We start from the raw sequence: 11091 nt of genomic DNA, 5'->3' as shown, positions 1-11091 counted from the left end.
CACGCCAGATTGCCTTGTGGCACCAATTCCAGTTCGATCTTGCCCGCACGGTACAGTTCATCGAAGACCCATGAATCCGACTGACGTGGGAAGGAACAGATAATTTTACGTACCGCACCTGTTTTAAGCAGTTTAGCCAAACCATAATCGCCATTACCGGCATTGTTATTGACGATGACAAGGTCTTTAATACCAAGTTCGATTAATCCATCAATCAGTTCAGCGGGTTGTCCTGCGGTGCCAAAGCCACCAATCATGATGGTTGCGCCATCCTTGATCTGTGACAATGCCTCAGTCAATGAGAGCTTACTTTTATCAATCATAAGGCCAACCTTTTATCCATGTTTTCAAATTTCTATACATACAGATTGCTGTATAAACGGGTATGCATAGAAATTTAAAAACTGTGAGCTAAGGTCTAGCTCACAGTGATTCTGGGAAGTTAAGCACCGACACGACGACGGTCAACTTCAGTGCTTGGTGCACCTGTTTTTTCTGCCACCAATTCAACATTAAAGGTAATGTGTTTGAATGGCTTATTCACACCACGACGAGCAAGTTCAGCTTCATCCGTCACATCAACAGCAGTAGCGACCAAGCCTTCACGTGTTGCAAATGCAAAGTCATCCCATAGATATTGATCACCTTCGATGTTGAACTGTGTGGTTAATTTGCGATAGCCCGGTGCAGACACAAAATAATGCACATGAGAAGGGCGGTTACCATGACGGCCGAGCAAGTTCAGCACGGCTTGTGTGGTCCCTTCAGGCGGGCAGCCATAACCGACAGGCATAGTAGTCTGTGCCACATAGTGACCATCGGCATCAGACAAAATGGTACGGCGTAAGTTAAAGTCAGATTGGGACTTATCAAAGAATGAATAGTTACCGAGGCTGTTGGCATGCCAAACTTCGACTTTAGCACCTTCGATAATATTACCTTCAGGATCAGTCACTGTACCTTCGATGAATAAGGTATCGACTTTGTCAGATTCAGAACCGTCATCCATACGGGCAAAACCGACAGATTCAGGCGCACCAGCCACATAGAGTGGACCTTCAATGGTACGAGGTGTTCCACCCGTAATGCCTGCTTTGGCATCAGCTTCATCCGCACGTAAATCTAGATAATGCTCAAGGCCTAAGCCTGCTGCCAATAAACCGAGTTCATTGGCTTGACCTGCATCGGTAAAGTATTCCAGACCTTTCCATAGTTCGCTTTGCGAGATGTCTAAATCTTCAATCGCTTGAAACAGATCACCAAGCAGACGAACTACGATTTGTTGTACACGTGGATTGACTTCACCTGTCGCGGTATCCACATTCATTTTTTTAACCAGTGCATCGATTTCTTGACGGTTCATACATAATCTCCTGAAGTATGATAATTTTTGGTGGCTCGCGGACTTGCTGTTTTGCTGCTTGCTTGGCTTGCCACATTCCTTGTTTAAATTCTGTTCTGATCTTCTTTAGCTATCGTCTTCACGGATGGCTGATGGATGACGATTCATCGCCATCACTTCAATATTCATGTAGGGATACAACGGTAATCCCTGTAAAATATTGTGCAGTTCTTCATTGCTATCCACATCAAAGATACTGATGTTTGAATATTGTCCGGTGATGCGCCAGATATGACGCCATTTACCTTGACGCTGTAAATCTTGTGAATAGGCCTTTTCAACAGCTTTAATTTGATTGGCCTGTTCAACTGGCATATCGAGCGGGATATTTACATCCATTCGTACATGAAAAAGCATGGCAACTCCTTGAATTATTGACGACGCAGGTTGTCGATTTTGTCTTCATCCAGTTCAATACCGAGACCAGGGCCAGTTGGAATTTTGAGTTCAAAATTGCCATATTGAAGCGGTGTTTTTAAAATTTCTTCCGTAAGCAACAGTGGACCAAACAGTTCCGTACCAGCGGCTAAATTGCTAAAGGTAGAGAAGGCATGTGCGGAAGCGATGGTGCCAACTGGACCTTCTAACATGGTGCCACCGTAAAGATCGATCCCTGCCAGATTGGCAATTTTTCCGACTTCACAGGCTTCAATCAGACCGCCAGATTGGGCAATTTTTACTGCAAACACTGAGGCTGCATTGCTTTTTGCCAGTTGATACGCACTTTGCGGACCGGTTAAAGATTCATCCGCCATAATGGCAATATCGAACTTGCGCGTTAGGCGTTGCATGGCATCAATATTGTGAATTGCACACGGTTGCTCAATCAGATCGACTCCGCCATCCTGAAGCATTTGAATCCCTTTAATCGCATTTAACTCAGACCATGCACGGTTAACGTCGACACGGATCGAAATGTCTGAGCCTAAGGCTTGTTTAATTGCCAGTACATGTTCAACATCTTGCTCAACGGGGCGAGAGCCGATTTTGAGCTTGAACACATTGTGGCGTTTTAACGCAACCATTTTTTCTGCTTCAGCAATGTCTTTTTCAGTATTGCCTGAGGCCAAAACCCAAAGTACAGGAACGCTATCACGTAGGCGCCCACCTAACACTTCACTGAGCGGTAGACCTAAACGTTGTGCCTGAATATCCAATAGTGCTGTTTGAATGGCACATTTAGCAAAACGGTTCCCATTAATGCTGTGTTGAATGGCCTGAAGTGTCTGAGCCACATTAAAACTGTCCAAAGTTTTTAACAATGGCGAAAAGTAATGCTCGATATTGGTTTTGACACTTTCAGGACTTTCATCTCCATAACCTAAACCACCAATGGTCGTTGCTTCACCCCAACCAATCAAACCATCCTCTGTTGTCACTTTGATGAGGACTAAGGTTTGGGTTTGCATGGTTGCAACCGCCATCTTGTGTGGGCGGATAGTTGGGATCTCGACAAGTAGGGTTTCTATGGATTTATACATCTTGGGTATTTCTTTCGTCCTGAGCTATTTACATACCCTAAATTAATGTAATATCTATAACTAGGCTGAATTTGGTATTTTTAGATACTTAAAAGGTATATTAAATGGAATTAAGACATCTTCGTTATTTTGTGACAGTGGTCGAGGAACAGAGCATTACCAAAGCCGCAGAAAAGTTATGCATTGCACAACCACCATTAAGCCGGCAGATCCAAAAGCTAGAAGAGGAACTGGGTATCCTGTTATTTGAACGTGGTTCGCGACCTGTGAAAACCACAGAAGCGGGGCAGTTCTTTTATCAGCATGCGGTGCAGATTTTGACCCATACCGCCCAAGCGGCTTCCATGGCAAAACGCATTAGCACGGTGAATAAGATTGTGCGTATTGGCTACGTCAGTTCACTACTTTATGCACTGTTACCGCAAGTGATTTATTTATTCCGTCAAAATCATCCTGATATTCAGGTGGAGTTGATTGAACATGGTACCAAGGATCAGATCGAAGCGTTGAAGCTGGGTAAAATCGATTTAGGCTTTGGACGTTTAAGAATTAGTGATCCTGCGATTAAACGGATTTTATTGCGCAAAGAAAAACTCAAATTAGCCATTCATAAAAACCATCATTTAACCCGCTTTATCGATCAGGGGATTTATCTGTCCCAGATTATTGATGAACCTATCTTTTCTTATCCTGCCACGCAAAAGCCAAACTTTTCCACCTTGATTCAGTCGATTTTTACCGACTTGGGTCTGGTGCCTAAAGACATGGTCGAGGTACGTGAAATTCATATGGCGCTTGGTTTGGTGTCATCAGGTGAGGGGATTTGCCTGATTCCAGAAAGTGCCAGTGATATCGGCATGAAAAATCTGGTGTATATCCCCATTCTGGATTTGGAAGCCTATACCCCAATTTCATTGGCGGTGCGCAATATGGATCAGAGTCCATACCTACCGCAGATTTTAGAATGCATTAAGCAGGTATTTGAAGAGGAAGGTATTCCGATCCAACTAGAGGGTGATTAAGCCATTCTAGGCACAAAGTTTATTTATCAGCGGTCATCATGATCGCTTTTTAAATTGTGGTAAAAATGACCTAAAACTAGACTTAAAAGGTATAACTATATACTTCATTATCTATGGAAAATTACATTAATAATTCAAATAATAAGGTGTGGCCAATATTTGTTCAAATATATCTTTCTGAATTTATATCAGTTTTAAAGGTATCGGCAAGCAGAGTCTCAGTTGTGAGGGCGGTCTTAACGCTCAGCGTGAATGAATAAGAATTTCAAATACTCAGGAAAGGATTTCCCATGTTAAAACCAGATACGCTGTATAAAGCACAGCGCGTAGCCTTATATACACTCTTTGGTTGTCTAAACATCAATGCGGCTTATGCCGATTTTTTTGAAGACAGCGAAAAAAGCATTTATCTACGTAATTTCTACTTAGAACGGGATTTTGAAAATACCAATAAAGATCTGGGCAGTTGGTCTCAGGCGATGACAGGACGCTTTGAATCTGGCTATACCGATACACCGATTCAAGTCGGTTTGGATCTGGGATTTGAATATGCACTGCGTTTAACGGATCGCTATGATGAACGTTTGGATACTGTATTTAAATATGATCAGCACGAAGGTCGGCAGGAGCGTGATTATTTAAAATTAGGCGCGACTTTAAAATTTAAATATCACAATACCGAACTGAAAGTCGGTGAGCTTTTCCCAAAAACACCAGTACTGTTTATTGATGATTCTCGGCAATTGGTCACCACTTATGCAGGTGCAATGCTAGAAAGCAAAGACATCAAAAATTTAAAAGTGTCAGCAGGGCGGTTTACCCATGTGAATGCTCGAGATGATGATGAATATCGAAAATTTACCTTAGGCAACTCGACAGACCCAAACAAAAGAAGTGATGGGCTGAATTTTCTGGGTCTCGATTATAATTTTACCCCTCAGTTGACGGGTTCATATTGGTTTGGGCAGCTTGAAGATATTTATCAACAACAATATTTGAGTGCGGCCTTTACTGAAACGGTCAACAAAAGCAAGCTTAAAGTGGATGCCCGCTACTTTAACTATAAAGAAGATGGCGATGCTTATTTTGGCGATATTGATGTCCAGTCAATCGGTCTGCAAGCCAGTGTGCAAAATGGACCACATACCATTTTGACAGGTTTGCAAAAGCATATGGGTGAGGACAATATTCCCTTGTTGAATGGTTATGTACCACAAGCTTATTTACAGAGTTGGTCTGCAATTGCTTTCTACAAAGCCAAAGAGTTCACTTGGCATGTTTTATATAGTTATGACTTTAAAGAGCAAGGTATCCCCGGGTTAAAATTGACATTACGCTATTTAAATGGCAGTGAAATCTATCGGGAAGGTTTTAAGGATAATAAAGAAACCGAGAAGAATGTGATCGTTAATTACACCGTACCTGAAGGTAAACTGAAAGGTTTAGGCTTTGAATGGCGACATATCCGAGCCGATATTAAATATGGTGCGGGCAATAATCCAGGCACAGATTTTGTCGAAAATCGAATTATGACGACGTATACACATAAGTTTTAATTGTCGATTCAATACAAGAATTGAACAGCCCATCTTATTCAAATTCGCGAATAAGATGGGCTTATTTTTTTTAATCATAATCACTAAAACCTACAAAAAGCTAGCTCTGCATCTTTCTAAAGTTGAGCACTTTATCCGCTGTTAAGACGGATTGATCACCTTACCCCATCATATAAGCTGTTGTTGTTATTGATGACTTTAAAACATGGAGAGATATGGGGTGCTAATGTTATTATTGATAATAATTATCATTATTATTGTCATTTTTGTTTGTTTTGTGTATTATTCACGAAATTTTTAATAATGAATTAAGGTTCTTACGTGTTAGAACAAAATAACTCTCTCAAATCATCTCAATTTATTAGAACAACACTCTGCATTTCTGTTCTATTGGTGTTGTCATCTCCACAGGTATTTGCACAAGATAGTGCAGATAAAGCCTCGACGCTGCCGACCATTGCAGTGACGGCAAGTAAGGCCGATGTTGCCTATAAATCAGGCAATATGGATATTCCACGTAGCGAAGATGATGTCCAAGCCTACACCATGATCGAGCGGGAAGAGATTGAGCGCTCAGGTACCACCACAGTCACCGAGTTATTGTCTAAAGTATTGCCGATGGCGACCTCAACCAATAATTCCAGCTATTTCTCAGGTACATCGAGTCAAATTAATTTACGTGGACTTGGTGCTAGTCAAACTTTGGTGTTAATTAATGGTCGCCGTAGTGCGGGAACAGGCAGTCGTGGTACTTCTGAATCTACCGATCAGCCTAATTTAAATAATATTCCATTGGCTGCAATTGAACGGATTGAAGTATTACCGACATCCGCTGCTGCGATTTATGGCAGTGGGGCGATTGGTGGAGTAATCAATGTAATTTTGCGTAAAGACTATGTTGGCACCGAAGTGAATCTGCGCTATAGCGATACCGTGGATAATCAACAACCCGCCAAATCTTTTAATTTGGTTTCAGGTTTTTCTCTGGAAGATGGCCGTACCCATGTGATGTTGACTGCTTCCAAAAAAGATCAAGATAGTTTGCTAGCGAGTGAACGTGACTGGAAAAATAAATCTCGCCAAAATATTTTAAAAAATAATCCGAATAGTCTTATTGGGGACAAGGTCAACCCGCCTGCAGGCAATTTAACCAATATTCGTAGTAAAGATGGTTCTGAATTAGTGCCAGGATGGGGCTCATCTATGGCACATCTTCCCAAAGGTTGGAATGGCGATCTGAGCAAATTAGGTCAAGGCTATGCATTGGGTTTGTCAGATGGAGTGAGTGGCTGGTCAGGTAAAGAGGGATTACTTTACGATACTAAGACCGAAGCCTTTGGTCTTTCTTTAAATCGTGATTTTACTGATCGTCTGAATGTGTTTCTTGAGGCGGGCTATGAAAAAGAAGAGGGTTGGTCATTTAATACCTCACCGCACGGTTATAACGTGGTAACAGTGAGCAAAGATAGTCCGCATAATCCTTTTGGCAAGGATATTCTGGTGAATTATCCAATGCGTTTGGATAGCCTAGGTGGCTTTGCCAAGGACACCTTTGAAACCACCCAGAAGAAAATAGCAACAGGCTTTAGCTTTGACCTGACACCAGAATGGATACTCTCGGCAGATTATGCATGGAGTAAATCGGATATTCGTCAACGTTATACGCGTCAAGGTAGCAGAAATCCGAAAGCCAGTGCATGGAACAAAGATACCGCTAATAATGCAATTGATTTTCTGCAAGATTTCACCACCACACCAACGGACTTAATTTCAAAATACTGGAACTATCCAAAAAATAATACGCAGCAGACTTTAAATGATTTCTCGATTCGAGCCACAGGTCCGATCGGAAAATGGTATGCAGGTGATATTCGATTGGCAACGGGGATTGAGCATCGCCGTTATGAAAGTGAAGGCTTTGCGGAACATCAACATGTCGACAATCCTTGGGTGAAGCAGACTGAACGTAAGAGCAATGCATCCAGTGTTTACACGGAATTTAATATTCCTCTGATTTCACCTGAGCTGAATTTACCTTTCGCCAAATTACTCGATGTGCAACTGGCTGCACGTTATGAGGATTTCAATGTCCAAGCCAAGATACCGCAATATGACAGTAAAATTGATCCTGCTACGGGCTATCGTTCCAAGTTCTTAAATTATAGTGATTCTGGTAAATCAAAATTTGATGCGATCACGCCAACAGTAGGTTTTCGCTTCGCGCCGAATGACCAATTGATGTTCCGTGCGTCTTATAGCGAAGGTTTTGTGACACCATCAGTCTCTCAGATTTCTCAAGCGACGTCGACCCAAGTGACGGGAGCGACATTAACTGATCCAGCAACGGGTAAAATCATTAGCACGTATGAAAGCATTTCTGGCGGTAATCCAGATCTGACCCCAGAAAGCTCAAAAAGTATTAATGCCGGGATTGTATTAACCCCTGAGGCGATTCCAGATTTGCGCTTATCCATTGATTATTACAACATCAAAAAAACCAATAATATCAGTTCGATCAGTGCGCAATATATTTTAGACAATCAAAGCAAATATGGTAGCCGCATTCAACGCAATCAAGCTGGCGATGTGGTTTCAATTGATATCACGCCATTCAATGCTTTAAACCTTAAAACCAGTGGGATCGATACCAATTTAAATTATCGTTTTGATAGCGTGATTGGAGAAACCACCTTTAATTTGGGCTATACCCATGTCAATGAATATCGCCAACAACATAATTTGATTGACCCAGAGAAGAATTTTGTCAGTGTGGTGGGTGGCGCGGTATCCGATGCACCGCTAAAACATCGTGCCAATGCCTCGATTTATCTACAAGCCAATGACAATTGGGGCTTTGGTTGGGCAAGCCAATATTATGGTTCTTATGACATGGTTAATGCGACTGCGATTTTGAATCAAACGGGTCGTGCCGATCAAAAATTAAAAATCGAAGATCAAATCTACCATGACATTTTTGCCAAAGTGAAATTGCCGAGCAGTAAGTTGCTAAAACACAGCTCAAGCGAATTGAGTTTCGGTATTCAAAATCTATTTAACGATTACACGGTCGACATGTCTGGAACTCAGTCTTACCTCAGTAAATACAGTGATGTCCGTGGTCGCCAATATTATCTAAACCTTAAGTTTTCTTTCTAATCTTCCTGAAATGCTGGTGGCGATTATTTTGCATCATCGTCACCAGACTAGGTATCTTTTATGAATATTGAAGCGTCTGTGCCCTTGGCCTCCGCCAAGAGGATCACAAAAAAGAAGGTGGAACAATCATCATTGATTAAATATCGATTGATGATTTTTTCACGTTTTGTCTTGGCCATTTTTGGTGGTTATTACTTTGCTGCGATTGCTGCAATGTTGATGGGTTTCCTGTTTTCAGCTGAACCTTCCAAAGCCAATGCCGTGTTTGGGGCGACCATGCTGGCATTTGTGATTCATTGTGCCGTGTTCATTTGGGTGTTTCTGGTCAACTCTACCTCGAAAGTCTGGTTAGGCGTTATTGTTCCCAGTGTATTGATGACGTTGATTTATTGGTTTTTAAAAGGGTAAAGTCATGCGTGTTGATGGTAAAAATGAAGGCCCTCGCCAGTCGATGTCATGGTTACATACATGGACAAGCCTGCTCTTGGGATGGTTGCTTTATGCAGTTTTTCTGACGGGTACGCTCAGTTTTTTCCAAAATGAAATTACGGTGTGGATGAAACCTGAATTGCATCAGTCTGTGAATAATACTTCACAGCAGCAACAATTGGGTTATGCACTACAGTATTTGCAGCAAAATGGGCAGCCTGCCGAAAGTTGGAATATCCGTTTTGCCAATGAACGCCAACCTGCCATTATGCTGAATATCCGTAAGCCGGGTGAAGGCCGCCGTCGGGGTGGTGAAATCTATTTAGATGCTCAAACGGGCCAAGAGATTAAAGCGCGAGAAACGCGCGGTGGTGGTTTCTTGTATCGCTTCCACTTTGAACTTTATGGTATGCCACGTATATGGGGGCGTTGGATTGTTGGTATCGCAACCTTATTCATGTTTGTGGCGATTATCAGCGGTATTATCACCCATAAAAAGATTTTCAAAGATTTCTTTACTTTCCGTCCAGCCAAAGGACAGCGTTCATGGCTCGATGCTCATAATGCAACGGCTGTGTTTGCTTTACCTTTTCATATCATGATCACCTTTAGTGGTTTGCTGCTGTTAATGTTCATGTTTATGCCTTGGGCGATGAACAGCCATTATGGAAACGGTCAGAATTTCTATCAAATGCTGAATGAACCTGTTGCTAAAACACCTGAGCAAGCACGGTTATTGGCAGAGCAAAAACAAAAACAAGCAGCAGAGGAAGGGCGTGGCAATCGAGGGGGGGGCCGTCGTGGTGAGGCCGAACAAGCAGCACCTGTACTTGCAGCAGCACCGATGGTGAATTTGCTGACATTAAGTCATTACGTTCAACAAGGTTGGGCAGATAATCCGATTGCTTCAATTCGTGTGAATAAACCGAATACCGTAGAAGCAGACGTTCAGTTCAATGCAACCCATACCACCACATTGCTTGATCGAGAAAGCATTCCTTCAATGAAGTTTAATGCGGTGACAGGACAACTGATTGATGAAGCCAAGCCTGTTAACTCGGCATCAAAAGCCATTTATACCTTAGTGACTTGGTTACATATGGCACATGGTGTGGATTCAGTCCTACGTTGGTTATTATTTTTATCGGGTATCTTGGGTACCATGATGGTGGCTTCAGGTCTGATTTTGTGGGTGGTGAAACGTATTCCAGACGTGCAGAAACTGGGATATAAGCCGTTTGGTCATCGCGTAGTTGAGGTTCTGAATATTGCTGCAATCACAGGTCTACCAATTGCCTGTGCGGCTTATTTTATTGCCAATCGTTTTATCCCAGCTCAGTTGGCAGAACGTTCTCCGTTAGAGATTAATGTGTTCTTTATCGTATGGCTGCTGTGTTTAATTCATGCGGCTATTCGAGCGCATCGTCCCGCATGGTTGGAACAACTGGCTTTAGCAGCCGTACTGTTCCTGTTTATGCCTATCCTGAATTTCCTTACAGGCGGGCAGGCGTTGTGGATGAGTATCTATCATGGACAATGGATGATCGCCAGTTTTGATCTGGTGTGTATTATTTTAGGTCTGATTTTTATCTATTCGTACTACAAGTTAAAGCGTTACCAAGGCCTGCCACTGAAGCAGAAAAAACAGCCTAAGGTTCAAGCTGTACAGGAGCAAGCATAATGGCAGCAATGATGTTGTGGTGTGTTGCTGTGGTGGCCTTATCGGCGCTTGCGTGCGGGATGAGTAAGCATCAGCGTGATATTTTTAGTTCTCAGATTTCAGCTCAAACGAGCCGATGTTTTGAAATTACAGGTTGGGTAATTCTTCTTATATCTGCGTTGGTCATGATTTATTTAAAAGGGGCTTCTGTCGGCTTATCTGAGTGGTTGGGGTGTATCACCTTTGCTGCTTTGGCGGTGGGCTTATTACTAACGTATCAGCCTAAAAAACTCTTGCAGGCCAATGTGATTATGACTGTTTTATTTGGGCTAATGCTGATTGTGACCTTGATTTAAGCTTTGGCTGCATCGTAGTTAAATAAAAA

10 protein-coding genes are annotated in these 11091 nt (G+C 42.3%); 6 read left to right on the top strand and 4 right to left on the bottom strand.

Annotated features, from left to right (window positions below; genetic code table 11):
- The 4 genes from F957_RS07955 to F957_RS07970 form a co-directional block, all read right to left on the bottom strand.
- Positions 1 to 323: 3-oxoacid CoA-transferase subunit A (locus F957_RS07955; protein ID WP_016660423.1), on the bottom strand; the 323-nt coding region annotated here is incomplete at its 3' end.
- A gap of 119 nt (positions 324 to 442) precedes the next feature.
- Positions 443 to 1363: a catechol 1,2-dioxygenase gene (gene catA / locus F957_RS07960; RefSeq protein ID WP_016541824.1), complete on the bottom strand. Its 921-nt coding sequence runs from the start codon at positions 1361 to 1363 to the stop codon at positions 443 to 445.
- Between the two features lie 105 nt (positions 1364 to 1468).
- Positions 1469 to 1759: a muconolactone Delta-isomerase gene (catC, locus tag F957_RS07965; protein WP_004654828.1), complete on the bottom strand. Its 291-nt coding sequence runs from the start codon at positions 1757 to 1759 to the stop codon at positions 1469 to 1471.
- A 14-nt stretch (positions 1760 to 1773) separates the two neighbouring features.
- Positions 1774 to 2883, bottom strand: coding sequence for a muconate/chloromuconate family cycloisomerase (locus tag F957_RS07970; RefSeq protein ID WP_016660422.1), 1110 nt, complete (start codon positions 2881 to 2883; stop codon positions 1774 to 1776).
- Between the two features lie 104 nt (positions 2884 to 2987).
- On the opposite strand from F957_RS07970, the gene catM reads away from it, so the two are divergent.
- From catM to F957_RS08000, 6 genes are all read left to right on the top strand, one after another.
- Entirely contained in the window at positions 2988 to 3905 is a 918-nt protein-coding gene (catM, locus tag F957_RS07975) for a cis,cis-muconate-binding transcription regulator CatM (protein ID WP_004654826.1), read from the top strand.
- 290 nt (positions 3906 to 4195) lie between these two features.
- Complete coding sequence (locus F957_RS07980) at positions 4196 to 5461, top strand: OprD family outer membrane porin (RefSeq protein WP_016541822.1); 1266 nt, start codon at positions 4196 to 4198, stop codon at positions 5459 to 5461.
- Positions 5462 to 5782: 321 nt separating this feature from the next.
- Positions 5783 to 8617: a TonB-dependent receptor domain-containing protein gene (locus tag F957_RS07985; protein WP_016541821.1), complete on the top strand. Its 2835-nt coding sequence runs from the start codon at positions 5783 to 5785 to the stop codon at positions 8615 to 8617.
- 60 nt (positions 8618 to 8677) lie between these two features.
- The gene (locus F957_RS07990) at positions 8678 to 9025 is read left to right on the top strand and encodes a DUF3649 domain-containing protein (protein WP_016660421.1); all 348 of its coding nucleotides are present in this window, start codon (positions 8678 to 8680) and stop codon (positions 9023 to 9025) included.
- Between the two features lie 4 nt (positions 9026 to 9029).
- The gene (locus tag F957_RS07995) at positions 9030 to 10727 is read left to right on the top strand and encodes a PepSY-associated TM helix domain-containing protein (protein ID WP_016541819.1); all 1698 of its coding nucleotides are present in this window, start codon (positions 9030 to 9032) and stop codon (positions 10725 to 10727) included.
- Positions 10727 to 11062, top strand: coding sequence for a DUF3325 domain-containing protein (locus F957_RS08000; RefSeq protein WP_016541818.1), 336 nt, complete (start codon positions 10727 to 10729; stop codon positions 11060 to 11062). Before F957_RS07995 ends, F957_RS08000 begins: the two co-directional genes overlap by 1 nt.
- The last annotated feature ends 29 nt before the right edge of the window (positions 11063 to 11091 follow it).

Origin of the sequence: Acinetobacter gyllenbergii CIP 110306 = MTCC 11365 (assembly GCF_000413855.1) — a bacterium.
Lineage (GTDB): Bacteria > Pseudomonadota > Gammaproteobacteria > Pseudomonadales > Moraxellaceae > Acinetobacter > Acinetobacter gyllenbergii.
The sequence above is the reverse complement of the archived record's forward strand: the minus strand, read 5'-3'. Positions and strand labels throughout refer to the sequence as shown.

Bases quoted from the DNA above. Each gene is read 5' to 3' on its own strand.
- catA (WP_016541824.1), bottom strand. From the start codon at position 1,363: ATGAACCGTCAAGAAATCGATGCACTGGTTAAAAAAATGAATGTGGAT.
- catC (WP_004654828.1), bottom strand. From the start codon at position 1,759: ATGCTTTTTCATGTACGAATGGATGTAAATATCCCGCTCGATATGCCA.
- F957_RS07970 (WP_016660422.1), bottom strand. From the start codon at position 2,883: ATGTATAAATCCATAGAAACCCTACTTGTCGAGATCCCAACTATCCGC.
- catM (WP_004654826.1), top strand. From the start codon at position 2,988: ATGGAATTAAGACATCTTCGTTATTTTGTGACAGTGGTCGAGGAACAG.
- F957_RS07980 (WP_016541822.1), top strand. From the start codon at position 4,196: ATGTTAAAACCAGATACGCTGTATAAAGCACAGCGCGTAGCCTTATAT.
- F957_RS07990 (WP_016660421.1), top strand. From the start codon at position 8,678: ATGAATATTGAAGCGTCTGTGCCCTTGGCCTCCGCCAAGAGGATCACA.
- F957_RS07995 (WP_016541819.1), top strand. From the start codon at position 9,030: ATGCGTGTTGATGGTAAAAATGAAGGCCCTCGCCAGTCGATGTCATGG.
- F957_RS08000 (WP_016541818.1), top strand. From the start codon at position 10,727: ATGGCAGCAATGATGTTGTGGTGTGTTGCTGTGGTGGCCTTATCGGCG.